We start from the raw sequence: 26,994 nt of genomic DNA, 5'->3' as shown, positions 1-26,994 counted from the left end.
CTGGCTTTAGGAAGGGAGTTATTCAACAGATGGAAGATAAACATTTAGAACTGTATCGGGGGGGGCATCCATTTTTACTTCCCCATTTTCTAACCAAATGACACGCGAACACCACCGACGAATTATATCAGGCTGATGGGTTGAAATAACAACAATATCAGCTTTTTCAACCATGGTGTTAATTCGTAAGCGAGCTTTTTCCATAAAAGAGGCATCCCCTGCCATGAACCATTCATCCATCAGAAGAATGGTGGGATTTATCGCTGTGGCCAGTCCAAAAGCTAGCCGCAAGGTCATGCCAGAACTGTAAGCCTTTATAGGCATATCGATAAACGGCCCTAGCTCTGAGAATTCTTCAACATTTTGTTCTATTTCCTTTGTCTTGGTTTGCTCATAACCATTATAAAGGCAGCGTAGCTGAATGTTTTCACGCCCTGTTAATTCGTGATTCATTCCCAGATTTGTATCGAGAAGGGTGCTTACAGAACCATCAATTTCAATACATCCTCTGACAGGCTCAAAAATTCCTCCCATGGCCCGTAAAAGAGTTGTCTTGCCAGCACCATTACTGCCAACAAGCCCGATACGCTCGCCAGAGGTGATAGAGAAGGTTATATTGTGAAGAGCCCTTACTGTATAATGATCATGCTCATCGCGGACAATTTTGCCTGAAAGTTTAAACAGGGTATTAGCGGTTTGTTTTTTTAGAGTTTGGGAATCCCCATGATAGATAGGGAAAAAAATATCTAGGTTTTTAATATGTATGAATGCCATGGCGTCAGTCCGGTTAAATCCAGTAGGCCAGCCGTGCCCGGGCCTTTGTAAATACAAGAAAACCTGCCAGCCATATGAGCACACTATATCCTACAGCAAATACCCAAATGGAAAGGCGCGGAATTTCTCCCATAAGGGGTGCGCGCATAATTTCTATCAGCGGGAAAAACGGGTTAAGAAGCATATATTGTCGCCCAAGATAGATGAGATCAGGTTTCCATATAATCGGGGTAATGAAGAAAAGGATTTGAAGGATACTGGCAATAATGGGAGAGACATCCCTATAACGTGCCCCCAGAGTGCTTAAAAGCAAACATAGAAAAAAGGCATCTACACTCCATAGGACCAGGGCTGGCAATGTCATGAGCGGGTTAGGAAGAATACGGTAAATGGCAAATACAGCAACGACAACGATAATGTTATGAAGAACAAGATAAACATTACGGATGAGTGTTCTAAAAACATGGATGGAGAAAGGAATTCTTAAGGAATGGATAATATTTTGTGCTGTGGTGAAAGCTGTCGTTCCATCACTAATGGTAGAATGAACATACCCCCACAAAACGATGGAAATGGTTAAAAATGGAAGATAGTCTTTAAGGCTCATATGAAAAAGATAGGCATAAATACCAGCCATGGAGGCAATCATAACAGTAGTGGAAAGGGTAATCCATAGGGGGCCTAGAAGGGATCCTCGATAGCGGAGCTTGATATCCAGCCAACTGAGTTTGCAAAACAGTCTCCAAAACTTTAGTCCATCTGTAATATCGCGCAAGGCACTCCCAAAGCGTTTTGCGCCCTTTTCCGGTTTTAAAACAAGAATTGTTTCATGCTGTCGGGGTTGAGAATCTGGCGTCACATTTGGGCCTTTTGATTATTTGAAGAGCGAAATTTCTTTTGGGTTTTGTACCCTTCGTTGGAAAAGACGATTTTCCTTCCTTTTATAGGAGTGTATGAACTGGAAGGAAAGATTGTTTTTTTGAATAGAGGAAAATACTGTTAATAAATAGATATGAATTGATTTTTAAACGAACAATAAGACAAAGGAGAGATCATGATACGTAGACGGCAATTCCTATTGGCTAATACTTTTGCAGCAAGTACGGTATTTCTCTCTGAAAAATCGGGGTATGCCCGCTCAGATTCTTCTTCTGCCCAACCGCTCGGGGGAGAAGGTACGCTAAGCCGTAAAGCCGATTATACCTTAACCATAGAAGAGGGGAGAATTGAGCCAAAGCCAGGGCATATCCTTCAAACCTATCTCTATAACGGACACGCTCCTGGCCCCTTGCTTAAGATGAAGGAAGGGCAGGAGATTGTAGTCGATATTCATAACAAGACACCCCATCCAGAGATTTTACATTGGCATGGTTTTATTCTTCCCGGTGAGTTGGATGGTTCAATGGAAGAAGGGACTCCCTTTATTTTGCCTCAAACAACCATTCGTCAGGCTTTTACCCCGACGGTAGCAGGTTTAAGGGCGTATCATACGCATGTTCGTGCAGGTAAAAACCTTACTCTTGGGCTTTATACGGGGCTCATAGGGCCTGTTTACATAGAACCCAAACAAAACCCTGGGCGTTATGATAGGGAGGTGTTTCTGACTTTAAAGGAATATGGCCCCGCTTTTTCCGCAGAAAAAATGGATGATGAAGACTATCTTCTCCCCAAACAACAAAATACGGCCTTAAAAGCAGAGCTTGAGAAAAAGCAAGCGGCCAATAAAGCCCTTAATCTGCCCGATGATCTAGACCTGGTTTATGAGTATTATACGATTAATGGCCATTGTTTGGGGTTTGGAGAGCCTATTAAGGTTAAACAGGGGGAGAAGGTGTTGCTTCATATCCTTAATGGTAGTGCAACCGAAGCCCGAAGTCTGGCCTTGCCCGATCATTCTTTTAAGGTTGTAGCCCTTGATGGTAACCCCGTTCCAGTACAGGCCAGTGTACCTGTTCTTTGGCTTGGAGCCCTAGAGCGTGTGAGTGCGATTGTGGAAATGAACAATCCAGGAGTTTGGGTTATGGGTGATGTGCAAGCTAAAGCCCGCAATAAGGGAATGGGGATTATTGTAGAATATGCTGGCCAACAAGGTAAAGCCCAATGGAAAAAACCAACTGATATGACATGGGACTACCGTCTCTTTTCTAAGAAGACCCCTTCGTCTTCTAAACCTGATGGTATTTTTGATTTTCACATTTCAGAACACCATAACCCAGATCGGCACATTAATGTTAACTTATGGACAATCAACGGGAAAACATTTAATAGCACGAACAAGACTGGCTATTACCCTGTTGAGTATGGCAAACGGTATAGGCTACGTTTTTATAACCCCACAGATGAAGCCCACCCCTTACACCTTCACAGGCATAATTTTGAGGTCGTTAATATTGCGGGGTCTTCTATTTCAGGGTTAATGAAAGATGTGATCATGGTGGGGAGTTGCCAAACCCTGGAAGTTGATTTTATCGCAGACCAAAAGGGGGCTTCTTTATTTCATTGTCACATGCAGCATCATATGGATTACGGGTTTATGGCCGTGTTTGAATGCCAGTAGGGAAGGACGATCAATGCTCTTACTTCTCTTACATTGCTCTGTATGATAATGATGAGTGAATGGTGAGGATGAGTTTTATAATCTAGCGATTATTCAAAATTATTATGATGGACTAAAAGATCGTACCCTTTTTTGCTGAAAACCAAGTGGGTGAGTGTCAGTATTGTACAAAACAATTGTCATTTTTTTTCTGGCTTTTTTTTCCCTTGCTCCCGCTTTTGGCAATACGGAAGATGAAGTGGCACTGGCCCATAAATATTTATGGGCAGAAGTGAACATTCTCAAACTGGCGCCAGAAAGTGTTAGCACAACGTGTATTACCGCTATTCGATCTATCAAACGCCAAGAAGAGCGCATGCAGAATGAAAGCCCCCTTGTAAAGTTTGATATTTTAAAGACCATGTATTTAAGCAGTATTGAATTATGTTATCCTGATATCGAATATATTTGCCATAATGACCAGCGCAAAACGACCCAAGAGGCCTGTCAGGATTTTTTTATCAGTAGAAATGGTTCTCATACTGTTCGATAATATTTTTTCTAAAAAGTAATCGGGGTAATTTTTTATGGGACTAAGAAAACTTTTTGGGTGAAGAAATGTTTAATGCCATTATAAGCTCTATTATAAAAATCATTTCCTGTGTGCCTTATTGTTGCGCCTTTATTGCTATGCAAGGGATGGTTTTCCTGATGGTTTTTAGTGTGGGGCTGGTTTCCAGCAAGGGATAGAAAGGGAAAATTAATGTATAAAAACAGATTTTATTCACAATATTTTAAACCACAAGCCTCCACCAAGGTTTTAAAAAATACCTCCCCTATTGCTAGTCGCTCATCTCTTTTATCGGCTCTGGTTCTGGCTGGAACAGTGTTGATATCCCTTTGCGGATGCGAGGGAGATGCACGCTCGTTGGAATCTACGCCGCCTAATCGTTCCCAAGGTGTAGGGCGCCAGTGTGAAGCAGGGATTTATAGCTGCACATTACCTACTGCAGCAACTTTGGGGAGCTCATGTAGTTGCCCTGGGTTAGGGGCGCCATCCTATGGGGTTGTTCATCGCTAACCCGTTAATCCCTCGTACACCCCCTCGTACACCAATGACAAGCCTGTCATAAAAATCAAAATGGCAGCCAAAATGTAGGCCAAAATATAGGACAATCTAGTTTGAGCTTTTAAAGGAAAAAGCAACTCTGTATAGTCTGTAGGGGTAATCGCTTTTTTCAGGTAAATTGTTTTGGATAATGATGATCTTTTTGGCTCTCAGCCCTCTGATGCCAAAGCAGAATCAAATGACACGCCCAAGGTTAATCCCAGAGCTTCGCAAAGCGAAGACTCTGGGCGTTATAGGCCATTAGCGGATCTGTTAAGGCCAAATCATATGGCCGACATTATAGGCCAAGAGCACCTTACCGGTGAGGGAGGTGCTCTTTCTGGTATGTTTAAAAGTCAGCAATTTTCAAGCCTTATTTTGTGGGGTCCACCAGGCGTAGGTAAAACCACCATCGCTCGTCTATTGGCCCATAAAGCCAATAGGCCTTTTGAACAGATATCGGCAGTTTTCTCAGGAGTTGCCGATTTAAAAAAGGTTTTTGAAAAAGCAAGGCTGTATCGCCAACAAAATGGTGTCTCTACCATTCTCTTTGTGGATGAAATTCACCGCTTTAATCGGGCCCAGCAAGATGGTTTTCTTTCTGTGGTGGAAGATGGGACTGTTATTTTAGTGGGGGCTACAACAGAAAACCCCTCTTTCTCTCTAAATGGCGCCCTTCTTTCACGCTGTCAGGTATTTGTTCTCCATCGGCTTGATGAAAAAAGCCTTCTTCAGCTTTTGAGTCGTGCTGAGGAAAAAATCCATCGCCAGTTACCGTTGACAGAACAGGCTCGGCGAAACCTTGTTTATATGGCCGGTGGTGATGGGCGTTATCTTTTAAATATGGCTGAGTATCTTTTCAGCCTCTCAGATTACGGGCCAGATCACCAAAACTCAGAAAACTTCCAGCAGATTCACCCAGAGGACTTGGGAAAAATCCTTTCTCATCGTGCCATCGCTTATGATCGAGACAGGGAGGAGCACTATAACCTTATCTCTGCCTTGCATAAGTCTGTTCGTGGCTCTGACCCGGATGCAGCCTTATATTGGTTTGCCCGGATGCTAGAAGGGGGGGAAGACCCCCGTTTTCTTTCTCGTAGGTTAACGCGGATGGCCGTTGAAGATATTGGCCTGGCAGATCCTCATGCCCTTAACCAGGCTATGGCGGCTTCTGCTGCCTACGAACAGCTGGGGTCTCCAGAGGGGGAGCTTGCCTTGGCACAGCTGGTTGTTTATTTGGCGACTGCCCCCAAATCAAATGCTCTTTATACAGCCTATAAAATGGTGAGGAAAAATGCATCTGCCACGGGAAGCCTAATGCCGCCGGCACATATTCTTAATGCACCAACAACGTTGATGAAAGACATAGGCTATGGCGAAGGATATCGGTACGATCATGATGAACCCGATGCCTTTTCAGGGCAAAATTATTTTCCAGATGAAATGACCAGGAAAATATATTATCACCCCACACCACGGGGGTACGAAGCCACCCTCGCAAAAAGATTGCAACACTGGTCAGCTCTTCGCAAGAGCCGAAACAACCCCCAAAGGTAATTTTATGCCTGTTTCTTTTATTGAAGTGAGTGCCGATGAACATGACAGCCGCCTTGATCGGTGGCTACGTCGCCGTTATCCTTTCCTGGGGCAAGGGGTTATTCAAAAGCTGTGCCGAACGGGGCAGATCCGTATTGAAGGGAAACGGGCAGAAGCTTCCAGCCGTGTGGAACAGGGCCAAACGGTACGCATTCCTCCCTTACCACAAGGCCCGGCTGAGGAGGATAAAAAGCGGTCCACTTCACAGTATTCGCCAGACGATATTGCCCATAACCGTGCAGAACTACAGGAAATGACGCTTTATGAAGATGATGATCTTCTGGTGATCAATAAGCCATCCGGTCTGGCAGTGCAGGGGGGATCGGGAATAAAGCGGCATGTGGATGGTCTCTTGGAAAGCCTCGCCCTCTCAAGTCTGGAGCGTTTCAGGCTCGTTCATCGTATAGATCGGGAAACCTCTGGCCTGCTGCTTGTGGCCAAAACAGCAGGCGTTGCTGCTAAACTTGCAGCTCTGTTTAAGGACCGTAGCATAAAGAAAACATATTGGGCTGTTGTTTATGGGGTTCCAACCCCACGGGAAGGAATTATAGATACCCCTCTTATTCCAACCATTAAGGGGGGAGAAAAGGTCATGGTTTCTGCAGCACGCAAGCAGGAAGGGGCTTTGCGGGCGATTACAGAATATGAAGTTAAAGGCTATGCAGGAAGAAAAATGGCCTGGCTTGAGCTTTCCCCTCATACAGGGCGAACTCACCAGTTGCGTGCACATTGTGCTGCCATGGGCACACCTATCATAGGAGATGCACGTTATGGGGTGCAAACAGAAATAAGCGTTATGGAAAAAAATCAACATCGGTTACATTTGCATGCCCGTAAGCTAGAATTTTTACACCCCAGGGGGGGAGTATTGCAGGTGGTTGCACCGTTGCCTGACCATATGGATGACACATTCAGGGCATTGGGGTTTATGGTGCCAAAGCAGCCTGTGGTTTCTCGTAATTAAGGAATGGTCATGGCTTCCAGAAATGACGGAAAAAAACTTTATAAACCGTTTGGGAAATGGGTTATTAATCTTAGCCTTGTTGGGGCAATTTTAGCCTGCCTGGTGGCGTTGGCTGCTATTTTGGCCGGTTCTTTTCAACTGGGTGCTCAAAATATAAAAACCAAATTGGTACAGGCCATAGAGCAGAAAACAGGCCAAAAGTTTCATATAGGTTTTTTTTCTTATGAACTCTTCCCTCATCCTAAGATTTTCTTAAAGGAGGTCTGGCTGGGGAAAAATATAGAAGAGTCTCAAAAGCTGTTTTCAGCCGATAAAATAGATATTGATGTCTCTGTCACTCCCTTATTGGTTAAACATGTGCGATTGGCTGCTATAAATATTCATCAGCCTGTTTTTTTTATTAAAAAACAGCAGGATGGACAGCTGAATTGGGCAAAAAAAGAGGAAGGATCCTCCTCTCACACACCACCGTCGCAAGATCTTGTTCATGGGGGAAACCCTCAAAAAGATCATCAGGACATTTCAGGTTTCCTGCGCAAGCCTGTCATCAATTGGGAAGGGTGGTCAGTCGATGTTTCGAAAATAAACATGCAAGAGGCCCATATTGAATGGAAAAACCTTAAAAACTGGCAATCCGGAAACCTAGATCTGCCGGAAATAAAAATAAGCTCCATTCTCTCTTCCGATATTGAGCTTCTTGCAAAAGGGGTAAGAGAATCTGCCGAGTTTGAAATTAACGGCCATGTTCATCCCCCTCAAGAAGAGCAAAAAGAGTCTGATCCTACGGGGCAACCATGGCGCTTTAACCTTAATGGTAAAGAAAGCCTCAACGGCAAGGAGACAGGGAAGGCCGCCCTTGTTGGCTCTTTGCCAAATCTTTCAAGTTTGAAAGGTATATCATTCACTTTGGATGCCAGTATGGATAACTTGGCAGATCTGAACTCTCTGTTTCGCCATGCCCATCTTCCTTCTTTTCAAGGAGTGGTTTTGCATGCTGGCTTTGATGAACGAAACCTCGCTGACCCCAGTAGTGATTTTCCTCTTTTCCCTGCTTTAAGGCTTAAAGACTTTTCTTTACTGGGTAAGGCTTTTTCTTTCAATCTTCCCGTAGCCCAAGGGACTTTTCAAAATATCTCCTTGAAGAGTGAAGGGCCCGGTTTGCCAGTTATTTTTAAAATGCAGCTTGCCGGCTTACCTGTAGCCTATGCTCCCCATCTTGAAGGAAATGCTGGCCCACTCAATCATGTTATGCAAGCCGTAAAATCCAAATTTATGACCACGCTGCCTTTGACCCTGAAAATTCAGACATCTCCCACGGATGTCCTCAATATTACTGGTCAGGCAGGTGGATTGGAAAGTGTTATGGCTGTAACAGGGAAGGTAGCCGGGCTTAAATATTATAATCCTGTTTTACCCAAGATGTTTTCCCTAGAAGATTCTGTAGAAATCGGTGGCTCTGTAACCTTTAAAGGAGGGGAGCAATTCTCAATTCAGAATCTAAACATCAAATCAGGTCGTAATCAGGTTTATAGCACAATTTATATGAATTACGGACAGGGAAAAGCTGAAGGCCCCGAGGTTAATGGAAGTGTGCATGTTGCTTTGCTCGATGCTGATTCCTTTATCAGTGGTCTTAAGGCTTTAACCTCCGTCAGCAAGGATACATTGCCACCTCCTGCTCTGATAGAACCTGCCCTGGCAGAAAAAGAATCTAAAAAGCCTCTACCCACATCTGCTCAAAAATCAGATGCAGTCGCTCCTGAGAATGAAGAAGAGAAAAAAGAGCCCCCCACAAAAACGGCCAAAACAACAGTTGTAGAAGAAGGCCAAAGTGAGGACTCCCTCAGCAATCCTATTCTTAGATTTGGCCACTGGATTGGCTCAGGGACTGGCAATATCCAGATATTGGCTGATAAGCTTCTTATGGATGAGTATGCTTACCATCAGTTACAGCTAGCAGCAAAATGGAAAAACCGACTTTTTACCTTTTTGCCCATCAGTAATAGGGTTGGTCATGACCCTCACAGCCTTTGGGTAAAAGGAGTTTTTAGTGTTAATACTGCGGTAGTTCCTGAAAATTATAGTCTTCAATCCCAAGGAACAGCCATACCCGTGCAATGGCTTTTAAAACAATGGGGGTATGAAAATCTTGCGTCGGGAGTCATGAGCCTGCAGGGGGATATTCGTAGTAATAGTACCGGTGAAGATAACAGAAGTGTTCCCGAAGGAGCCTTTCATATAAGCTTGGAAAAGGGATTTATTAATAAGGCTTTTGTTGAATATCTGGTGTCATATATCAAAAATGAGAACAAGCACCCTCTGCCAGCTCCAAAAGATCTTAATGCCCAGAATATGCAGCCCATTCACTGTTTTAACGTTAAAGGACAATTGGGGGATGATGCCCTACAAATTAACTCTTTAGCACTTGATACAGAGCAGTTTGGAACATTAGGAAATGGTATCATTCACTATATGACGGAAATGATCGATTTGCACTTGCAGCCGCAATTTCATCTTGGTCAAGCCATGGCCAGCTCTTATGTGCATGTTCAGGGAAAATGGGATCACCCTGAATTTTCCTTGGAGCAAAACCAAGAGAGTGGGCGGTTTTCTTTCACACTTGGTTTTGATGGAAAGCAGAATGATGTTTGTGCACAAGCTGGTAATAACCCCAGTGATAGCCATGGTCATTCTTTCTCCATCCCCTCCAATATTTTGAAACAACCAATGAAAAACGCCAAAGATTTTTTAAAGGGGTTGGGTATTGTCCACTAGTATGAATGTTTTTAATGGCCCAGAATCCCACAGGGCTAAAGCTGGTTACCAGGTTCGCTTTTGGGAAAAAGTGCTTCTGCGTGAAGAAGATCAGGGCTATGGAATTGTTCTTGATAAAAAACCTTTAAAGCTTCCCTCGGGTGAGCCGCTTGTTATTCATAATCTAGCCCTCGCAAAAACCATTCAAAAAGAATGGGCAGGTCTGGGGGGCGGTCAAAAAGGGCAGGCGTTTTGTTTTTCTGATATTCCTTTAACCCGTATTGTCGGTACTATGGAAGGGCTTATTCGCCACGATATTAAAAGTGTCATTGCCAAGCTTATCGAATATGCTCAATCTGATCTCTTATGTTTTCATTCTGAAAAACCCAAACAGATTGCAAAAAGACAACAAGAAGAATGGCTTCCCATCGTCACATGGTTTTCCAAAAAATATCAACTGTCCATCAAGGTGACCACGACCTTACATGTGCCCGATTTTTCCCAAGAGACGATTGACAGGTTAACTGTACTTTTGGACTCTCTTACGCTCATAGAGGTTACGGTGTTATCCTTGCTTGTTCCCTTGGCGGGGAGCCTCATTTTAGGGATGGCTTATTTGGATGAGACAGTAACAATCGATGAGGTTTTTTCTCTTTCTACCTTGCCAGAACGAGTGCAAATGGAAATTTGGGGCACTGACGCAGAGCAGTTAGAACGGTTCGATCGTATCTATGAAGAGATGAAGGAAATTGAGCAGTTCTGGCTTATCTCTACTCAAAAAAATGGTTAGGTGAGGCGACATTTTTTAGATTTATGTCTTTGCAGGATATGGTTGCCTGGTGCTAAGATTAACTGAATTTAATGATTTAGAAAATTTTAAGAAGGTGTAAGATGACACAAAACCATCCCCCTCGGACATCACAATATCATATTGATCCTATTTTCCTTCAACGGTGGTCACCCAGGGCCTTTGAACCCGTTGATATTCCAGAACGAGACCTTCTGACTATTTTAGAGGCTGGTAGGTGGGCTGCCTCGGCTTATAACTCACAACCATGGCGTTTTTTATATGCTAGAAGAACTTCTCCTTATTGGGAGCGTTTTTTTAATCTGCTCAATGATAATAATAAGGCCTGGGCAAAGGATGCTTCTGCTTTCATTCTTCTGGTTTCAGCCAAAACCATGGTTTCGCCGTTAACAGGGGCTGTTATGCCTAACCATACCCATTCTTATTCAGCGGGTACAGCCATGGCCCATCTCATGTTACAGGCCACGAAAAGTGGGTGGGCTACGCATGCGATGAGCGGTTTTGATCATAAAAAAGCCCGTCAAGATCTAAACATTCCAGAAGATTACAGTGTGGATGCCCTTATGGTGGTAGGAAAACAAGCAGATAAAGCCAAACTTCCGCAGGCCCTGCAGGACAGAGAGTTTCCCTCTGCGCGTAACCCTCTAAACGCCATAGCCTATGAAGGAAGCTTTAGAAAATAGGCCTGTTAGAAAAGGGGTGGTAATAAAATAGGAAGAATATCCACCAAGCGAAGATTACACACATAGTGGGCAAAAGCATCATCATCCAGATGAGCATCAACCAAAAGAGCTGAGCTCCAGCCTAAAATTTTAAGCTTCATAGAGCACTCTCCTTTGTAAGGATTCCCTCTTTTAGGAAAGGGAATCCTGGTTGGTGCTGTCCGTTTCTGTATCCGGCACTAAAATGCTTACGCAGGCTTGACAGGCAATCCCTTCCTCACGCCCAGTAAAGCCAAGTTTTTCGCTGGTTGTGGCTTTAACAGAAATGCAAGAGAGGGAAATCTGAAGTAAGTCAGCAATAACCTGCCGCATGTGCTCAGCATGAGGGCCAATTTTTGGCCGTTCACAGATAAGCGTAATATCCGCATTGATCAAACGGCCCTGCTTTTTTTGAATGAGCTCGCGGGCATGGATAAGAAACTGACGACTATCAGCATTTTTCCAGTCGTCTTTAGAGGGGGGGAAATGTCGGCCGATATCCCCCTCAGCCAAAGCGCCATAGATGGCATCGCAAAGGGCATGCAAGCCCACATCTGCATCAGAATGACCAGCTAGGCCTTTTTCAAACGGTATTTTTATACCGCATATAATTAAGGGGCGGTCGGGTGCAAAAGCATGGACATCATACCCCATTCCAATACGTGGAACATAGGGAAGGTTAAACAGGCGCTCTAGTCTCATAAGGTCCTCTCTGTGGGTAAGTTTTATATTATCTTCATCTCCTTTCACCAAAGCAACAGAATAGCCTGCCTCTTCCATAAGAAGGGCATCATCGGTTGCAGAATTTTCACCTTTTTGACGATGTAAGGAGAGAAGGATTGCAAAGTCAAACCCTTGGGGGGTTTGGGCTCTATACAGGTTTTCTCGTGGAATGGTTTTTTGGATAATTGGGGGGTCGGACTGGCCAAGCTTGAGAGTATCGGCAACCACTAAGGAGGGTATAACACCCTTATAATAGTTTAAGGCAGAAAGAACATTTTCAATCAGTTGAGCAGAAACATAAGGCCGTGCCCCATCATGGATAAGTACAAAATCAGGCTTAAGAGAAGCCGGCAAGGCCGCCAAAGCCTCAAGACCAGCTCTTACGCTCTCCTGGCGGGTTTGCCCGCCTGCCACAGGGGCAAGGGTTTGTAAAGGAGAAAGGGCAGGAAGGAGCCGTTCAGGATCTCCCACGGGTTGAACAACGCCCACATAAGGCAGCAAGGCTTTTGTTGCATGGTAAATAACGGGTTTTCCTGCAAGAAGGGTATATTGTTTGAGCTTTTTCTCCGCCTGATTGGTATTAAAACGCTGCCCTGAACCAGCAGCCAATACAATTGCAGCAATTTTCATTATTTAACCTATTAGTCTCATTGATTTCAGTCTCATTGATTAAGTTCCGTCCTCATGTTCCCTACAAAGAAAGTAGCTCATAGGGAGAGTGTTTGGAAGGAATAGGAAGCATTTGTTCCAGCCATGAGCAGGTTATGCACAATATAATAATTGTTGGGAAGGTATTAATTTGTTATTCTGCGAAGCATTTTTTGCTCCTATCTCTCTTTTCTTACCCTTGTGATACAACAGATTAAACCATTATGGACAAGTTTTCCCGAACTGATCATTCTTCCCCAGGGGAAGAAAATGCCTTCCAGGACGATCTTAAAAAAGACTCGAGTGCAGAAAATGCCGTACAAATAGCGGATAATAAGCCGCTTAATCCCATTATATTGGATAAAAATGTTGTTATTGAAAAGCCTGTCATCCTTGCTCCTATGTCTGGGGTAACAGATTTTCCGTTTCGTAAGCTTTCACGAAAATTAGGGGCCGGGCTTGTTGTTTCAGAAATGATCGCTTCTTGGGCCATGATTCGAGAAAATGAAAATACTTTACGAATGGCCGAAGTGGCAGCAGGGGGGCTAAATGCTGTTCAACTGGCAGGTTGTGATGCAGAGGCCATGGCCGAAGCGGCCCGTATTGCTGTTGGCAAGGGTGCTGATCTCATTGATATTAATTTTGGCTGCCCCGTTAAAAAGGTGGCTGTTGGCCAGCAAGCGGGTTCAGCCATGATGAAAAATGAAGTTCAGGCAGGCAAGGTTTTGTCTTCTGTTGTCGGGGCGGTTTCTGTGCCTGTTACGCTAAAAATGCGCATGGGATGGGACCATTCGTCTTTAAACGCCCCATCAATTGCCCGTATTGCTGAAGAAAGTGGGATAAAAATGTTAACCGTGCATGGGCGTACCCGCCAACAGTTTTATAACGGTACAGCCGACTGGCAGTTTGTACGGAAGGTTAAAGAGGCCGTATGTTTGCCTGTTATTGTGAATGGCGATATTATTTCTGTACAAACGGCCCAGAACGCTTTAAGGCTTTCTGGCGCCGATGGAGTCATGGTGGGTCGGGGGAGCTATGGAAAACCCTGGCTATTGGCTGAAATAGCCTCGGTTTTATGCCAGGGCCTCTCCTATATTTCACCAGATCTTACTCAGGAGAAAGCTATCCTCCTGGAGCATTACGATCTTATGCTATCTCATTTTGGGGAGAATGCTGGTATGCGGCTGGCTCGTAAGCATGTCTCTTGGTATTCGGCAGGTCTTCCTGGATCTGCCCAATTTCGTGCAAAAATTAATCATTTTAACACTGTCTCTGAAGCAAGGGCTCTTATTCACTCTTTTTATGACAACCTGATGGCGGAGGGAATGAAAACACGAGAGGACATCTCCGCTTTTTCCCGTCTGCCTACCGTCTGACAAGGCTTAGACTATGGCTGAAGAAGAATGCTCGGGTTTTGAAGTAACGGAATCCCTTTCAGCGGCTGTCCTGGTTGTTGAACCTTCCTCATTTCATATTCACTATGCCAACCCTTCTGCCGAATCTTTCTTCTGTCTATCCCGTAAAAAATTGATAACTATGAGGCTTGATCATTTACTGTGGAAGGATCATCAGGTTTTTTTTCTGCTCAGACAGGTGTTGGCTGATCGAAACAGTATAACTGCCTATGAGGTAGATTTTAAAAATACCCGCTTTTCGCATGAAAATAATATTGTAGAAGTTATTTGGTTAGAAAAACCGGTAGGTTTTATCGCTTTGGTTATCCATCAGTTTCTGACAGAAAAAAAGATGGATTTTCATGGGAGCATAGAAAATGATCTAAAGACCCTGTCAAGCATTACCTCTTCTTTAATGCATGAAATACGAAATCCTCTCTCTGGCATTAAGGGAGCAGCGCAGCTACTGGAAAATACCATTGCTATTGAAGAAGACCGTGCCTTAGCAACGCTCATTCGTACCGAAGTAGACAGGATTAAAACCCTGGTTGACCAAATGGAGCAATTTGAAGGATATGGGCTAGAGAGAAGGGAAGTTAACATCCACCAGATTTTAGATCATGTTAAGCGATTGCTCAAAACGAGCATTCATCATGATATTATTTTCCAGGAGCTTTACGATCCTTCACTTCCACCGGTTTGGGGCAATCAGGATCAGCTCATTCAGGTCTTTTTAAATTTAATGAAAAATGCTGCAGAGTCTATTATGACAGCAAAGGGAAAGGGGGTTATTACGCTCAAAACAGCCTATCGTTCAGGCTATAAACGTTCGGGTATAACCGCTGTCGAAAAAACCGTTGCCTATTTACCTATTCTCATTTCTATCCACGACACCGGTCACGGAATTTCAGAAGCAAGCAGACCGTATCTTTTTGACTCCTTTTTTACAACAAAAAAAGGCGGAAAAGGCTTGGGTCTAGCACTCAGTGGAAAAATAATTGCAGAACATGGCGGCATAATTGAAGTAGGAACCCCTAACGTAGGGGCAGAATTTATGGTAAGGTTGCCCTACAGAAAAACAGTTTAAGTTTCTTTGGCATTTTTGGTTATAATAGGCTGATTTTTCAGCATTTTCTCAAAAGAGAGGCGGTGGTTTGATGCCAACCATTCTGGTTGCAGATGATGATGTTTCAATAGGTACCGTGCTAGGAAGGGCTTTAAAGGGGGCAGGGTATGCTTCACGCATTACGCCAAAAGGGGAAATGCTTAAGGAATGGGTCAAGGAAGGAGCTGGTGACCTGGTCGTGGTGGATGTGCTCATGCCAGATAGCAATGGGTTAGAGATTGTTGCTTTTATCCAGCAAACCCGGCCGGACCTGCCCGTTATCGTCATTAGTGCACAATCTACCTTTATAACTGCGATGAAGGCCACCCAAGCTGGTGCTTTTGATTATTTTCCTAAACCATTTGATCTGGCTGAGCTTCTCCAAAGTATTGGCCGTGCCCTGGCTACGCAGCAGGATATAGAAAAAAAGGCCAAAACCTATCTTCCAGGGGAGGAAACTCTGGGTTTGCCCCTTGTTGGCTCCTCTGTCGCGATGCAGGAAATCTATCGTGCCATTGCCCGTTTGAGTAACTCTGATATGTCAGTGCTCATTATGGGGGAGAGTGGAACTGGAAAAGCCGTAATCGCTCGTATTTTACATGATTATAGTAAACATGCGGGAAAAGCTTTTGTCTCTTTTAACCTTTCTGCATTGCCTAGGGAGAATATTGAGAAAGAACTTTTCGGCTATATTTCTTATGAAGAAGGCACTCCGATAGAACATCAAGGGATGTTTGCCAAAGCAGAAGGCGGAACTCTTTTTCTTGATGAAATTGGCGATATCCCCCTTCACGTGCAAGGTCGGTTACTCAGGGTTTTGCACGATGGTGCTTATAGGCCCGTTGGCGGGCAGAAGACTTATAAGGTCAATCTTCGGCTTATATCCTCGACCCAGTATGATATACGGAAATTTATTGAACAAGGGGTTTTTCGAGAGGATCTTTTTTATACCATTAATGTTGTTCCTTTACGGTTGCCGCCATTAAAGGAAAGGCTAGGTGATATTCCTGAATTGGCCCAACATTTTCTTCTAAAGGGAAATAAGCTTGGCCATTACGGGTATAAATATTTTACAAAATCAGCCCTCGAGGAATTGCAGAGACATTCTTGGCCAGGAAATGTAAGAGAGTTAGAAAATTTTATCGGCCGTATGGGAGCTCTTTATCCTCAAAGTGAGCTCAGTAAAGACAATGTGGCCCAGGAGCTCTGGCATAGTGAACTTTGGCATGGTGAGGGCGTGATGAATGAAAAGCAAACGCCGCCTCATAAGAACCAGTCCTCTACCCCTGAAGATTCCATGGGGAAAGAAACCCTTGAGTCTTTTGTTACTAAACGGGTTAAGCACTATCTGGATCAGTTAGGAGAAGATTCTATAAAATCAAATATTTATGCCCTATTCATTGCGGAGGTAGAAAAACCACTCATCACTATGGCCTTAAATTATACCAAAGGGAACCAGATTAAGGCTGCAGCCATACTCGGGTTAAACAGAAATACCCTAAGAAAAAAAATACGGGATTTAAAAATAGCTGTTTTACGTAATCTCTCCTAATAATTTTATTCTTTTCAACAAATTAACAAAATTCTAATAATTTTAAGGTTAAGTGTTCATATCCGAACCATGGTGGGGGTAGTTTGTTACGAGATATTTTTAAAATGGTAGGCCTGTTTTTTCGTCAGATTCCCGAAATGCTTACCCGTAAATCAGTGACAATTACCTTGGTTGGTCTTGCCTTGGTGTTGGGGATCGTTTCTTTTATTACCCTTTCAGGAGGCGTAGGGGTTACCGGGCATACCCATTTTCAGTTTCTGGTTTTCCTATCCAATTTTTTGGTATTGATTTTACTGGCTTCAGCACTCGTCATTCGGGTGCGACATATGATGATGGAGCGGCGCAAGGGCTTGGCAGGAGCGCGCCTACATGTTCGTGTTGTCATTTTGTTTGGAGTGGTTTCTGTTATTCCTACCTTATTGGTGGGTGTTTTTGCCGCTGCTTTTTTTCATTATGGGATTCAAATCTGGTTTAACGATAAGGTTAGCAGTGCCTTGAGCGAAGCCTTGGAGGCTTCAAGAGGGTATTTGCAAGAGCATAATGCTAATATTAGAACGGAAGCTTTTTCTCTGGCCAATTTTCTGGAGGGGATGGAGGCTAATATTCAGCAAACGGGTGAACCAGACCCTATGCAGAATCCGGACATTTTAGACCAGATCCTCGATACCCAAGCAACCCTTAGAGGTCTCAGTGAGGCCATTGTTTATAATCCGTTAACCAATAAGGTTTTTGCCTCTGGTGGTCTTATGACCAGATCTGGCTATTTCAATGATCTACCGCCCGCTTCAGCTACCCTTATCGCCCGTACTAATGAAGTGGCTATTCTTGATGCTCCCGATGAGCAAACTGTCCGTGCGGTTATCTCGCTTAACACTGCCCCTCCCATGATGTTGTTGATCAGCAGACCCGTAGATCCTCAGGTGCTCGATCATATGCATAAAACAGAAAAGGTTGTAGCAGATTATAGACAACAGAGTAATAATCGTGCAAAAATTCAATTCACTTTTGTGCTGATATTTGCCCTCGTAGCTTTGCTGGTTTTGGCTGCTGCAATATTAGGCGGGTTGGTGTTGGCCAACCAGATTGTTCGTCCATTGGGGGGATTAATGCTTGCGGCAGAACGGGTTCGCGCCGGGGATTTAAGCGTTAAGGTGCCAGAAGGTGCCAGAGATGATGAGGTCACAGACCTTTCTCGTGCCTTTAATCGTATGACATCTCAGCTTTCCGAACAACATACAGAGCTTCTACATGCCTATAGCCAGATTGATGAAAGGCGGCGTTTTACTGAGGCCGTGCTCTCTGGGGTTTCTGCAGGCGTTATAGGGCTAGATGCCAGCCAGAGGATCGAGTTACCCAATCGGGCTGCAAGCCAGTTACTGGCAATTAATTTAAGTGATATGGTTGGTCGATATCTTGTTGAGGTTGTTCGTGAGTTTGGACCTATTCTTCAGTGCGTTTCCCATAACCCAAATGATGTAAAAACTCAGGAAATCCAGATTGGGGATGCGGCTAATAAGCGGACATTACGGGTTCAAGTTGCCCCTGAGGTGCGGGGGTCTGCAACAGAAGGGTTTGTGGTGACCTTTGACGATATAACCGTTCTACAGGCAGCAGAGCGTAAGGCAGCCTGGGCAGATGTGGCACGGCGCATTGCCCACGAGATCAAAAACCCCTTAACACCCATTCAGCTTTCAGCCGAAAGGCTGCGTCGGCGTTTTTTAAAAGAAATTACCTCAGATAAGGAAACCTTCGGCCAGTGCGTTGATACGATTATTCGCCATGTGGGTGATATTGGCCGCATGGTCGATGAGTTTTCCGCCTTTGCCCGTATGCCTCAGCCCGTTATGCGGGCAGAAGACCTTTCAAGAATTATTCGTGAAGCCTTAATTTTACAGAAAAATGCGCATAATGAAATAGAATATATTGTGAGTTTGCCTGACCAAGGACCTGTGATACTTTGTGATAGAAGACTGATAGGACAAGCCTTAACCAATCTTTTACAAAATGCCTTTGATGCTATTTCTATGGTGCAAAGGGATGAAGCAGACTATAAAGGAGGAACAAGCTATATCGGTAAAATATGGATTAGTTTAAATAGAGATGATAATAAGGTATCTATCTCCATAGCAGATGATGGTGTGGGTTTACCAAAAGAAGATAGAGCCCGTTTAACGGAACCTTATATAACCCATAAGGCAAAAGGGACAGGTTTGGGACTAGCAATTGTCAAAAAAATAATGGAAGATCATTCAGGCTTTTTACAGCTTGATGATCGTGTTGATGGTCAGGGAAGTGTGGCCACATTGATATTACCCGTAAAGGATCAACATGGTACATGAGATTCTAATAGTAGATGATGAGCCTGATATCCGGCTATTAATAGAAGGCATTTTGCGTGACGAAGGTTATGAGACGCGCATGGCAGGTGATGCCGAATCTGCTATAAAGGCGTTTCATGCACGACGACCTTCTTTGGTTATACTCGACGTATGGCTTCAGGGGTCGAAGATGGATGGCCTGGATATTTTAAAACTCTATCACGGCGAGGAGCCTGATGTTCCCGTTGTAATGATTTCTGGGCACGGAAATATAGAAATGGCTGTTAAGGCCCTTCAATATGGTGCTTATGATTTTATAGAAAAGCCTTTCCAGTCGGATCGTTTGCTGCTTGTGGTTAAACGGGCCCTAGAGGTTGCAAGGCTGGCGCAGGAAAATGCGGAACTGCGCTTTAAGGTTGGTCCCGATACAACATTATGTGGCGAGAGCCAGGTTATCCATAGCGTTAGGAACCAAATAGAAAGGGTTGCTCCAACTGGCTCACGTGTGCTGATTTCTGGCGCAGCAGGTACTGGTAAGGAAATTGCAGCCCGAATGATCCATGCCAAATCCAAACGTTCAGATGGCCCCTTTGTGGCGTTAAACTGTGCTACACTAGCACCAGGGCGGTTTGAAGAGGAGCTTTTTGGCATAGAAGGTGGTGGGGAGCAGTATCCTTCCCGTAAAACAGGCCTTTTGGAGCGCGCTCATGGGGGAACCTTGCTGCTGGATGAAGTCGCCGATATGCCTCTAGAAACCCAGGGAAAGATTGTACGGGCCCTCCAAGATCAGACTTTTGAGCGTATTGGCGGCTCTAACCGGGTAAAGGTTGATGTCAGGGTTTTGGCCACCACTAACCGCAATCTTCAGGAGGAAATTAGCTTAGGGCATTTCAGGGAAGATCTCTATTACCGATTGGCAGTGGTGCCTTTAAGGATTCCAAGCCTTAAGGAAAGACGCGAAGATATTCCAGACTTGGCGAATTTTTTCCTAAAAAGAGCAGCAAAAATTGCAGGACTGCCATTGCGGGAACTGTCTGCAGATGCTAAGGCAGCATTACAGACTTACGATTGGCCAGGAAATGCCCGCGAATTAAGAAATCTTATGGAAAGATTGCTTATTATGATTCCCGGCGTTTCTACAGACCCAATCAGGGCTGAAATGCTTCCATCAGCGATTAGTCAGGAGGCGCCTGCTTTGCTGCGTTTTGATTCAAATGCTGATATTATGACTTTACCTTTACGAGAGGCAAGAGATATGTTTGAAACACAGTATTTACAGGCACAGCTTTTAAGGTTTGGAGGAAATATTAGCAGAACGGCAGTTTTTGTTGGTATGGAAAGAAGCGCACTTCATAGAAAGCTAAAACAATTGGGTGTAACCTCTGAAGACAGGCAGAATAATATGAGCAACACCTCTGTTCCTGTCTCTTCCTGACTCTGTGGGTAAAATGAAGAGTGTTGCTGTATGAGCATTATCTGTAGTAACAGTTAAGAGTAATAAATTTTTAAGGGTAGTATAATAAGGCTTGCTATGGCGAAAGAACCTTCACAGAATGTACAGGATGTTTTTCTTAATCATGTTAGAAAAACAAAAAATCCAGTAACAGTATTTTTGGTCAATGGTGTTAAACTCCAGGGAATTATTACGTGGTTTGATAATTTCTCCATCTTACTGAAAAGAGATAACCACACTCAACTTATCTATAAACATGCCGTGAGTACTGTTATGCCAGTTGGGGCTGTTTCCTTGTTTGATCCCCAGGCAAGCCAGCAAGCTTCTACGGCAGAAAATACTCCCTCTTTTCCTCCATTCTCCCAGCCTGATTAGGCCTCGTGGGTACGCTAGAGAAATTTGCAGAAACGACAAAAGCCGCTGTTATTTTGCCATGGAAAAAATCTGGCAAAGAGGATAATTATGCCCGCAATGCTGAATCTCGGCTAGAGGAAGCCATAGGGCTAACGCGTTCTATCGGTGTCGATATCGCTTACTCGCAAATTGTGGTTTTGCGCAGTAGGCGGCCGGCTACTCTTATTGGCATTGGGCAGATTGAAGCACTCCGAGAAGAAATATCAAGCCTCGATATTGCTCTTGTGGTTATTGATGCGGCTATAACGCCTGTTCAGCAGCGTAATCTTGAAAAAGCCCTTGAAGCCAAGGTTATTGATCGTACAGCCCTTATTCTGGATATTTTTGGGGAAAGGGCCGTCACTAAAGAGGGTAGCTTGCAAGTCGAGCTCGCCCATCTGGAATATCAAAGAAGCCGACTGGTTAGGTCTTGGACCCATTTGGAGCGTCAACGTGGTGGTTTTGGTTTTATGGGGGGGCCAGGGGAAACGCAGATTGAATCTGACAGACGAATGATTGGTCAGCGTATTACCAGACTGAAGGAGGAGCTTGAGCAAGTCCGCAGAACAAGAGGGTTACACCGCCAGGCACGAAAAAAAGTACCTTTTCCTATTGTAACTCTTGTGGGGTATACTAATGCTGGAAAATCGACCTTATTCAATAAATTAACAGGTTCTTCAGTAAAAGCCCAGGATCAACTTTTTGCAACGTTGGATCCAACCATGCGGGCTGTTACATTACCATCGGGAAGCAAGATTATTCTTTCTGACACGGTGGGCTTCATCAGTGACCTTCCTACAGAGTTAGTGGCTGCCTTTCGGGCAACTCTGGAAGAAATCGCCTATGCCGATGTGATCTTGCACGTTCGTGATTTGTCAAACCCCGACTCTCAAGCTCAGAAGCAAGATGTTGTTAAAGTTTTGGAGGGCATGGAGCGAGAAGGGTTACTGGCTTTTGGGTGGCAAAAACTGGTGGTAGAAGTTCTTAATAAAATTGATCACATAGAAGGGATTGATATACCGGTCGATAATGCAAACAGGGTGGCTGTATCAGCCCTGACCGGACAAGGATTAGAATCCTTATTAACGGTGATTGACCAAAAACTTATGGAAGGGGCTGACGAAAAGCTCTATCGGTTCAGTATAGCAGAGGGAGAAGCTCTTGCTTGGCTTTATCAACATGGAGAGGTCATAGAACGGCTCAATACTGAGAGTGAAATCACCATACGAGTCCGTTTATCTCAAGTGGAGCAAACTCGTTTTGAACAAAAATTCTCCATCCTTCCACAAACCACAGACTAAAACAGCCTAAAAAGCAAAGCCTGCCAGAAAGAGTAAAGGCCTTAAAAATTAAAGATCTTAAAGATTAAAGGTCTTTTTCAAATAATCTGTATTTCTTGCTCGGCTCAGGCACAAGTCGCTCGATGAGTCTTCTCATGGGGGTGTTGTTTTCCAAGATCCAGCCGAGTTCAATTGTTTTGTAGGGGAGTACTTTCCCCCGATTCATAAGTTCAGAAATGACCAGAGCTGGCATGACTGCCCCTAAAGCTGTTCCATAAATTTCAGAACTTACTCCCAATAAAATAACCCGTGCAGAATGAAAACGATGCCGCAAGATCCTTATACCAAGCTTTGCCCATTGAAGAAGGGTAGGGGCACCGTTAATGTCATAGGTAATATCGTAAAGATTGGGAACGACAAGGGCAACTGCTAAAGGTTTTCCCTTTTGCTCAACAAGCACAAAATGTTCAGGCTTAAGAAGTGGTTTAAGCTCTTTAATAAGGCTTTTAATTTCCATTTTTGTTAAGGGCACAAAGCCCCAATTGTTTTTCCAAGAATTATTATAGAGAGAACGGAGAATCTCTCCATCGCGTTGAATATTCTTTTTATCAAGCATACGGGTGGTGATTTGCCCAAGAGAGCCTTCCCCCATTGTTAGGCCTGCTGGTACAATATGAGAGCGGGAAGATTGGGGACCATACTCCATTTGATAGGAGAACAAATCCATAGCTTTTTTATAACCTGCCTGTTCTGTAAACGCTCCCACCCAGGTTGGATGCCATGGCATGGCAATCATGGGGGGGGCAGTTTGCCCCATAATCATACAGCCAGATTCTGAGTTAAAATTAAGGGTAAAAGGCCCTCTTATTTTTTTCATTCCTTTTTGGCGCAGCCACGCCTCAGCAGCACGAAGTAAAGCTTCCACAACAGCTGGGTCTTCAATTGTATCTAACGCTCCGAAGCATCCAATCGGTTCATTCCATTGTTTTAAAGCGACAGAGTCAATTTGGGCAGAAATTCTTCCAACAGGTTTTCCTTCTTTAAAAGCAATAAAATAGCGGCATTCTCCAAACTTGAAAAAAGGAGATTTTTTAGGGTGGAGAATATTTTTTTGTTGTATATCAAGGGAAGGTACATACCCTTTATAGCCTTTGTAGAGATGCCTGGGGAGAGTGATAAAGATCGACATCAGACGATTGTCCGTAACTGGGGTAACGGTTAGACTGGCAGAATTATCCATGTGAAAACCCGCTTGAGAGACGTCGATATTAGTGGTTTGAGAGGCAATCAATGATTACAGGACTAACCGTGATAATTTGTATAAATTATCGTCCTTACTCCGTAGGCCACATAAGGTATTTTGTAGAGGTTTGCAATAGAATTGCTATAAAATAACATCTGACCCTTAGTGCTGTACTATAAAAACATATCTATGTAAAAGTAATTTATATAATTTTGTAAGAGGAGCTTATAGCGGGTGAAAATTGTTCATAAATCTCTATTCATTACGGGAGCTTCTAGTGGAATAGGTAGGGCTTTGGCACTCTTTTACGCTAAAGAAGGGGTAAGGTTGGTTCTCTGGGGAAGACATGCTGAAAGATTAGAAAAAACAGCAGAACTTTGCCGTAAAAAAGGGGCGATTGTTTACACACGCAGCCAAGATATAGCCCATATACAAGAGGCGATAGACAGTTATCGTCAGGACGATTCACGCTACAATATCCATCTAGCTATTTTAAGTGCCGGGGTCAGTGATATCAAAGGGGATAGCCAAGCCGTAGAAGACCCTCTTGCTGTTTTCCATATTGGGCTTGTCAATTATGCGGCCACCTCTGCTTTAGCGACGGTTATTGGTGAATGTATGGTAAGGCACAAAGGGGGAAAGATTGTTTTGGTAAGCTCGGTGGCAGCCTTTCATGCTATTCCTTTTGCTGCGGCTTACTCTGGCTCTAAGGCAGGGTTGAATAAATTTGCCACAGCCTTGCGGATTCTGTTACGCAAGCATGGTGTTTCCGTTTGTCTGGTTTGCCCAGGTTTTGTTGATACGCCTATGAGCAGGCGCGTTAAAAGCTTTAAACCAGGTTTAATGGAGGTGGATCAGGCTGCCTCTCTTATAGCCGATGCTATTAAAATGGGCAAAAAAGAGTTCATTTTTCCAAGGTTTTTTGTTTTTTTAAAATATGTGGAATATTTTATGCCTGCAAAACTGCGTGATTTTATTTTAGGAAAAATCCCTTCAGGGTAAGGAAGAGCAAGCAAAGAATACCCTTAAGAGGAGAAATTCCCATTTGCCTCAATCACGAAAAAGAGAGTATATTTATGGAAGATTCTTGGAGGTCCGGGCGGGAATCGAACCCACATAAACGGATTTGCAGTCCGCTGCATCAGCCATTCTGCCACCGGACCAGTGGAAAGGCATTTAGGGGTATATCCCTTTTTGTAAGGGTTTGGTCAAGACCTGAGAGGTCATTTTTTTATAATTTTTTTTACAAGTTTAGAAATAGTTGCTTAAAGAGCGTTATAACAGAGTATGAATTTATAGTAAGTCTCCATATATATGTTCCGCAGTTTTATGATATATGGCATGTTTCGCAAGTGCGGATTGAGAAAATATATTCTATGGGGATAGGCAAGAAAGAAGTTTTGCAATGTTGAATTTTACAGAAGCGCGTCAGAAAATGGTTGACGCACAAATCCGTCCACAACAAATTAACGATCCGCGTATTGTCTCTATTATGCGCCATCTCCCACGAGAGCAATGCACCCCAGACTCTCTCAAGGATTTTTCCTATATTGATGGAAACCTTTCTCTAGGGGAAGGTCGCGTATTGACAGAGCCTCGCATTACTGGCCGAATGCTCCAGCTAAGTGATGTCAGAGAAGGGGAGAACGTGCTTGTTATTGCTGCCGGTACGGGGTATGTTGCTGCCATGTTTGCAAATCTTGGTGCCAAGGTTACCGCTGTGGAACAAAATAAGGAGTTATCGGCTTTAGGGGAGAAATTTTGTAAAAATTTCGCTCCAGAAGTTCACTGGTACACAGCCTCCTTTAAAGAGGGTTTCCCAGGAAGAGGGCCCTATGATCTGATCTATATTGATGGAGCCGTACAGGAAATTCCCCCCATCTATAAGCAGCAGCTTGCGCCGGGTGGTAGGATAGTTGGGGTCATATGGCCAGAAGGAAAAGTCGCCAGTGCGTTTCTGGCAGAGCATTCAGAGACAGATCTAAAAGTCTTGCCACAGTTTGATGTATCTTTGCCACTATTGCCAGAACTTGTGGTTGAACCTTCTTTCAAACTTTGAAATAATAGGATATTTCAAGGTAAAGGGTATGTATAGGTCAAAAGTTGTATTGTTTTAGGATGAGTAATGAAAGCATCTTATAGTCTTAGTTTTGGTCTTGCCGCTTTATTGTGTAGCGGTACAGCCCTTGCACAGAAATATGATGGCAGCGGATCCCCCACTTTCATCCCTCATACTTTGCAAGAAGCTATGGCCTCCGCCTATCTTACAAACCCTACTTTGCAGCAAGAACGAGCAACCTTACGTTCAACAGATGAGGGGGTTCCTGCTGCCTTAGCTGGCTGGAGGCCCAGAATTTCAGCAAGCTCCAGTATCAGTTATTATAGTGGTGCCAGTAACTTTTTTTCCTCCGATAATTTACCGCTCAATAACCGGCGGTATTCAACCCCAGGGTACACGGCTGGTGTAAACCTTCAGCAAAATGTCTATACGGGGGGGAAGACAACGGCCTCTACCCATCAGGCTGTTAACAAGGTTATGGCAGAAAGGGCCAAGCTTTTAGCCACAGAACAGCAGATTCTCTATAATGTTGTTCAAGCTTATGTTGAAGTTATTCAGGATGAGCAGCTTCTTCAGTTACGAATCAATAACGAAAAGGTTCTGCAAGAGCAGCTTAGAGCGACAAATGAGCGCTTTAAGGTTGGCGAAATTACCAGAACCGACGTAGCCCAGGCTGAAGCAGCGTTAGCGAGTGCAAGGGCACAGAGACAACAGGCAGAAGGTACTTTGCAAACGGCACAAGCCACTTATATGCAAATAGTGGGAACACCTCCTCCTCCTAATCTGGTGCCCCCTCAGCCTTTGGTTTTGCCTGTGAAAACACAACAAGAGGCGATTGCTGAATCGGTAGCTAATAACCCCAATATTATTAATGCTTTGTTTGAAGAATCTGCTGCTAAAGATGCTGTCTCGGTAGCGTTTGCTGCCGTAATGCCGCAACTTTCGGCAACTCTGGGCTTTCAGAGAAACGTGAACCAGCAATATAACCGCCAGGTTACTTATAATAAGTCAGCTATTTTACAGTTAACTGTTCCTGTCTATCAAGGCGGGAGCGAATATGCTGCTATCCGTCAGGCCAAGCAACAGGTGGCAGCTGCCCATAAGAATGTAGATATTCAAAGGCGATCTGCTTTGCAACTTGCAGCCTCGAACTGGCAGCAGCTTATGGCGAGTAAAGCCTCTATTAACAGCAGTCGGGCTGCGATTGCAGCGAACGTGGTGGCGTTGGATGGTGTGGAGCGTCAAGCTATTGTAGGAACGAGTACCACGCTTGAAGTACTGCAGCAACAACAGACCCTTCTCTCCTCTCAGATTGCCTTGGTGCAGAATTTGAGCAGCCTGGTTTTATCCAGTTATAATGTGGCTGCTGCTATTGGTCGCCTTACAGCAGCAGACTTAAAGCTCAACGTTCCTCATTATGACTATACAGCCTATTACAGAGCCGTTGAAGACAAGCTTTGGGGTGTGAATGATGAAGCTGTGGATCAACCTGGTAGATAGCCTCTAAACGTTTTTATTAGCTCTACTCCTTTGGAGTTCAGCATGCCTTAAACTGCCCTCGAACAGAGGTGAAATCTACCATACC

General features: G+C 44.1%; 23 protein-coding genes and 1 tRNA gene. 18 read left to right on the top strand and 6 right to left on the bottom strand.

Going from position 1 to position 26,994, the window contains the following annotated elements:
* Positions 1–18 precede the first annotated feature (18 nt).
* Together JGUZn3_RS08915 and JGUZn3_RS08910 are read right to left on the bottom strand one after the other, a co-directional pair.
* Complete coding sequence (locus JGUZn3_RS08915) at positions 19–774, bottom strand: ABC transporter ATP-binding protein (RefSeq protein ID WP_203413190.1); 756 nt, start codon at positions 772–774, stop codon at positions 19–21.
* Positions 775–787: 13 nt separating this feature from the next.
* Positions 788–1,633, bottom strand: coding sequence for an ABC transporter permease (locus JGUZn3_RS08910; RefSeq protein ID WP_203413189.1), 846 nt, complete (start codon positions 1,631–1,633; stop codon positions 788–790).
* Positions 1,634–1,828: 195 nt separating this feature from the next.
* On the opposite strand from JGUZn3_RS08910, the gene JGUZn3_RS08905 reads away from it, so the two are divergent.
* The 8 genes from JGUZn3_RS08905 to JGUZn3_RS08870 all read left to right on the top strand — a co-directional run bounded on the left by JGUZn3_RS08905 (position 1,829) and on the right by JGUZn3_RS08870 (position 11,223).
* Positions 1,829–3,331 (top strand): multicopper oxidase family protein, encoded by a 1,503-nt coding sequence (locus JGUZn3_RS08905; RefSeq protein WP_203413188.1) that lies wholly within the window; start codon positions 1,829–1,831, stop codon positions 3,329–3,331.
* Positions 3,332–3,485: 154 nt separating this feature from the next.
* A complete protein-coding gene (locus JGUZn3_RS08900; protein ID WP_203413187.1) occupies positions 3,486–3,863 on the top strand; it encodes a hypothetical protein in 378 nt (125 codons plus the stop codon).
* Between the two features lie 210 nt (positions 3,864–4,073).
* A complete protein-coding gene (locus JGUZn3_RS08895) occupies positions 4,074–4,391 on the top strand; it encodes a hypothetical protein (protein WP_238996795.1) in 318 nt (105 codons plus the stop codon).
* 165 nt (positions 4,392–4,556) lie between these two features.
* Positions 4,557–5,975 carry a replication-associated recombination protein A gene (locus tag JGUZn3_RS08890; RefSeq protein ID WP_408871777.1) on the top strand — a complete coding sequence of 473 codons (1,419 nt, stop codon included), beginning with the start codon at positions 4,557–4,559 and terminating at the stop codon, positions 5,973–5,975.
* Positions 5,976–5,979: 4 nt separating this feature from the next.
* Positions 5,980–6,978 (top strand): RluA family pseudouridine synthase, encoded by a 999-nt coding sequence (locus JGUZn3_RS08885; RefSeq protein WP_203413186.1) that lies wholly within the window; start codon positions 5,980–5,982, stop codon positions 6,976–6,978.
* A gap of 9 nt (positions 6,979–6,987) precedes the next feature.
* A complete protein-coding gene (locus tag JGUZn3_RS08880) occupies positions 6,988–9,753 on the top strand; it encodes an AsmA family protein (protein ID WP_203413185.1) in 2,766 nt (921 codons plus the stop codon).
* Positions 9,743–10,522 carry an ATP12 family protein gene (locus tag JGUZn3_RS08875; RefSeq protein ID WP_203413184.1) on the top strand — a complete coding sequence of 260 codons (780 nt, stop codon included), beginning with the start codon at positions 9,743–9,745 and terminating at the stop codon, positions 10,520–10,522. Before JGUZn3_RS08880 ends, JGUZn3_RS08875 begins: the two co-directional genes overlap by 11 nt.
* Before the next feature lie 101 nt (positions 10,523–10,623).
* The gene (locus JGUZn3_RS08870; RefSeq protein WP_203413183.1) at positions 10,624–11,223 is read left to right on the top strand and encodes a nitroreductase family protein; all 600 of its coding nucleotides are present in this window, start codon (positions 10,624–10,626) and stop codon (positions 11,221–11,223) included.
* Between the two features lie 5 nt (positions 11,224–11,228).
* Here the strand turns inward: JGUZn3_RS08870 and JGUZn3_RS12685 are convergent, their stop codons facing one another.
* The gene (locus JGUZn3_RS12685) at positions 11,229–11,363 is read right to left on the bottom strand and encodes a hypothetical protein (protein ID WP_275402839.1); all 135 of its coding nucleotides are present in this window, start codon (positions 11,361–11,363) and stop codon (positions 11,229–11,231) included.
* A gap of 31 nt (positions 11,364–11,394) precedes the next feature.
* Complete coding sequence (gene ispF / locus JGUZn3_RS08865) at positions 11,395–12,594, bottom strand: 2-C-methyl-D-erythritol 2,4-cyclodiphosphate synthase (RefSeq protein ID WP_203413182.1); 1,200 nt, start codon at positions 12,592–12,594, stop codon at positions 11,395–11,397.
* A gap of 242 nt (positions 12,595–12,836) precedes the next feature.
* Here ispF and dusB point away from each other — a divergent pair, with 242 nt between their 5' ends.
* The 7 genes from dusB (at position 12,837) to hflX (ending at position 22,128) form a co-directional block, all read left to right on the top strand.
* Positions 12,837–13,988: a tRNA dihydrouridine synthase DusB gene (gene dusB, locus JGUZn3_RS08860; RefSeq protein ID WP_203413181.1), complete on the top strand. Its 1,152-nt coding sequence runs from the start codon at positions 12,837–12,839 to the stop codon at positions 13,986–13,988.
* Between the two features lie 13 nt (positions 13,989–14,001).
* The gene (locus tag JGUZn3_RS08855; RefSeq protein ID WP_203413180.1) at positions 14,002–15,093 is read left to right on the top strand and encodes a two-component system sensor histidine kinase NtrB; all 1,092 of its coding nucleotides are present in this window, start codon (positions 14,002–14,004) and stop codon (positions 15,091–15,093) included.
* A 70-nt stretch (positions 15,094–15,163) separates the two neighbouring features.
* Positions 15,164–16,663 (top strand): sigma 54-interacting transcriptional regulator, encoded by a 1,500-nt coding sequence (locus JGUZn3_RS08850; RefSeq protein WP_203413179.1) that lies wholly within the window; start codon positions 15,164–15,166, stop codon positions 16,661–16,663.
* Between the two features lie 104 nt (positions 16,664–16,767).
* Positions 16,768–19,002: a sensor histidine kinase NtrY-like gene (locus JGUZn3_RS08845; RefSeq protein WP_203414887.1), complete on the top strand. Its 2,235-nt coding sequence runs from the start codon at positions 16,768–16,770 to the stop codon at positions 19,000–19,002.
* Positions 18,992–20,416 (top strand): nitrogen assimilation response regulator NtrX, encoded by a 1,425-nt coding sequence (ntrX, locus tag JGUZn3_RS08840; protein ID WP_203413178.1) that lies wholly within the window; start codon positions 18,992–18,994, stop codon positions 20,414–20,416. The genes JGUZn3_RS08845 and ntrX overlap by 11 nt, the downstream gene beginning before the upstream one ends.
* A gap of 96 nt (positions 20,417–20,512) precedes the next feature.
* Positions 20,513–20,809 carry an RNA chaperone Hfq gene (gene hfq, locus JGUZn3_RS08835; RefSeq protein ID WP_203413177.1) on the top strand — a complete coding sequence of 99 codons (297 nt, stop codon included), beginning with the start codon at positions 20,513–20,515 and terminating at the stop codon, positions 20,807–20,809.
* Between the two features lie 5 nt (positions 20,810–20,814).
* Positions 20,815–22,128 (top strand): GTPase HflX, encoded by a 1,314-nt coding sequence (gene hflX, locus JGUZn3_RS08830; RefSeq protein WP_203413176.1) that lies wholly within the window; start codon positions 20,815–20,817, stop codon positions 22,126–22,128.
* 64 nt (positions 22,129–22,192) lie between these two features.
* Here hflX and JGUZn3_RS08825 read toward each other — a convergent pair whose 3' ends face one another.
* Positions 22,193–23,347 (bottom strand): hypothetical protein, encoded by a 1,155-nt coding sequence (locus JGUZn3_RS08825; RefSeq protein WP_203413175.1) that lies wholly within the window; start codon positions 23,345–23,347, stop codon positions 22,193–22,195.
* 237 nt (positions 23,348–23,584) lie between these two features.
* Here JGUZn3_RS08825 and JGUZn3_RS08820 point away from each other — a divergent pair, with 237 nt between their 5' ends.
* Positions 23,585–24,352: an SDR family NAD(P)-dependent oxidoreductase gene (locus JGUZn3_RS08820; RefSeq protein ID WP_238996793.1), complete on the top strand. Its 768-nt coding sequence runs from the start codon at positions 23,585–23,587 to the stop codon at positions 24,350–24,352.
* Between the two features lie 86 nt (positions 24,353–24,438).
* Here the strand turns inward: JGUZn3_RS08820 and JGUZn3_RS08815 are convergent.
* A tRNA-Cys gene (locus JGUZn3_RS08815) sits at positions 24,439–24,513 on the bottom strand.
* 242 nt (positions 24,514–24,755) lie between these two features.
* Here JGUZn3_RS08815 and JGUZn3_RS08810 point away from each other — a divergent pair.
* The gene (locus tag JGUZn3_RS08810; RefSeq protein ID WP_203413174.1) at positions 24,756–25,409 is read left to right on the top strand and encodes a protein-L-isoaspartate O-methyltransferase family protein; all 654 of its coding nucleotides are present in this window, start codon (positions 24,756–24,758) and stop codon (positions 25,407–25,409) included.
* Between the two features lie 66 nt (positions 25,410–25,475).
* Entirely contained in the window at positions 25,476–26,909 is a 1,434-nt protein-coding gene (locus JGUZn3_RS08805; protein ID WP_203413173.1) for a TolC family outer membrane protein, read from the top strand.
* The last annotated feature ends 85 nt before the right edge of the window (positions 26,910–26,994 follow it).

Source organism: Entomobacter blattae (assembly GCF_014672835.1).
Classification (GTDB): Bacteria; Pseudomonadota; Alphaproteobacteria; order Acetobacterales; family Acetobacteraceae; genus Entomobacter; species Entomobacter blattae.
The sequence above is the reverse complement of the archived record's forward strand: the minus strand, read 5'-3'. Positions and strand labels throughout refer to the sequence as shown.

Excerpts from the sequence above, each read along its gene's own strand:
- JGUZn3_RS08870 (WP_203413183.1), top strand. The coding sequence starts at position 10,624 with ATGACACAAAACCATCCCCCTCGGACATCACAATATCATATTGATCCT.
- JGUZn3_RS08850 (WP_203413179.1), top strand. The coding sequence starts at position 15,164 with ATGCCAACCATTCTGGTTGCAGATGATGATGTTTCAATAGGTACCGTG.
- JGUZn3_RS08880 (WP_203413185.1), top strand. The coding sequence starts at position 6,988 with ATGGCTTCCAGAAATGACGGAAAAAAACTTTATAAACCGTTTGGGAAA.
- JGUZn3_RS08805 (WP_203413173.1), top strand. The coding sequence starts at position 25,476 with ATGAAAGCATCTTATAGTCTTAGTTTTGGTCTTGCCGCTTTATTGTGT.
- JGUZn3_RS08895 (WP_238996795.1), top strand. The coding sequence starts at position 4,074 with ATGTATAAAAACAGATTTTATTCACAATATTTTAAACCACAAGCCTCC.
- JGUZn3_RS08885 (WP_203413186.1), top strand. The coding sequence starts at position 5,980 with ATGCCTGTTTCTTTTATTGAAGTGAGTGCCGATGAACATGACAGCCGC.
- JGUZn3_RS08915 (WP_203413190.1), bottom strand. The coding sequence starts at position 774 with ATGGCATTCATACATATTAAAAACCTAGATATTTTTTTCCCTATCTAT.
- hfq (WP_203413177.1), top strand. The coding sequence starts at position 20,513 with ATGGCGAAAGAACCTTCACAGAATGTACAGGATGTTTTTCTTAATCAT.
- JGUZn3_RS08905 (WP_203413188.1), top strand. The coding sequence starts at position 1,829 with ATGATACGTAGACGGCAATTCCTATTGGCTAATACTTTTGCAGCAAGT.
- JGUZn3_RS08825 (WP_203413175.1), bottom strand. The coding sequence starts at position 23,347 with ATGGATAATTCTGCCAGTCTAACCGTTACCCCAGTTACGGACAATCGT.
- JGUZn3_RS08855 (WP_203413180.1), top strand. The coding sequence starts at position 14,002 with ATGGCTGAAGAAGAATGCTCGGGTTTTGAAGTAACGGAATCCCTTTCA.
- dusB (WP_203413181.1), top strand. The coding sequence starts at position 12,837 with ATGGACAAGTTTTCCCGAACTGATCATTCTTCCCCAGGGGAAGAAAAT.
- JGUZn3_RS08845 (WP_203414887.1), top strand. The coding sequence starts at position 16,768 with ATGGTAGGCCTGTTTTTTCGTCAGATTCCCGAAATGCTTACCCGTAAA.
- JGUZn3_RS12685 (WP_275402839.1), bottom strand. The coding sequence starts at position 11,363 with ATGAAGCTTAAAATTTTAGGCTGGAGCTCAGCTCTTTTGGTTGATGCT.
- JGUZn3_RS08810 (WP_203413174.1), top strand. The coding sequence starts at position 24,756 with ATGTTGAATTTTACAGAAGCGCGTCAGAAAATGGTTGACGCACAAATC.
- ispF (WP_203413182.1), bottom strand. The coding sequence starts at position 12,594 with ATGAAAATTGCTGCAATTGTATTGGCTGCTGGTTCAGGGCAGCGTTTT.
- ntrX (WP_203413178.1), top strand. The coding sequence starts at position 18,992 with ATGGTACATGAGATTCTAATAGTAGATGATGAGCCTGATATCCGGCTA.